General features: G+C 34.0%; 1 protein-coding gene. It reads left to right on the forward strand.

What is annotated here, in order from left to right; all coding sequences use genetic code 11:
* Nucleotides 1–839: integrase domain-containing protein (locus tag DNK84_RS13680; protein ID WP_119345014.1), on the forward strand; the 839-nt coding region annotated here is incomplete at both ends.

Raw genomic sequence — 839 nt, forward strand, 5'->3', positions numbered from 1 at the left:
AATTATATGGCTAAGAATATTTTCAGACGAGTTATACATTCCGCTCTTAAACATAACAAAGACGGAACTTGTTCAACTCAAGCTAATAGAAAAAATATATTGCTTAGGGCTAATAAAGATTTGGCTCAGATGGGACATAAGCACGTAACAGCCAAGAATTTTGGAGCAAAACATTGCTATATTTTAAGGGATAAATGGCAAGCTCAAGGATTAACAACAGCAACAATTAAAAATCGACTCGCCTGTATTCGATGGCTCGGAGAGAAATTAGGAAAGGAACTTCCTGATAACCAAAAATTAGAAATTGAGAATAGAAAATATAGCGATAATTCAAAAAATAAAGCTCAAGAGCTAAATTATAACAAGCTAGCGAAATTAAATAATAGGCAATCACTAGCAATTCAACTTCAACGAGAATTTGGTTTAAGAAGAGAGGAAAGCCTAAAGTTTCAACCTAATTATGCAATAAAAGATAATAGAATAGAGCTTAAAAGCTCTTGGACAAAGGGTGGAAGACCAAGAACAATCCCAATTTTAAACGAAAAACAAAAAGAATTGTTACAAAAAGTAAAAGATATAGCTGGCAAAGGGTCATTAATAGAGTCTGATAAAAAATATTATCAAGCTAGAGAGGCATTAGATAAAGCTTGTCAGCGGGCAGAAATTAAAAATATGCACGGCTTTCGCCACGCTTATGCTCAAGATAGATATAGGCAACTAACAGGACGTGAATGCCCAAAAAATGGAGGCCTAACATCAAAACAATTAACTCCTGAGCAGAAAATACAAGATTTTGAAACTAGAATGATTATTTCTGAAGAACTTGGGCATGGTAGAGA

The organism is Facilibium subflavum (assembly GCF_003574485.1).
Lineage (GTDB): Bacteria > Pseudomonadota > Gammaproteobacteria > Francisellales > Francisellaceae > Facilibium > Facilibium subflavum.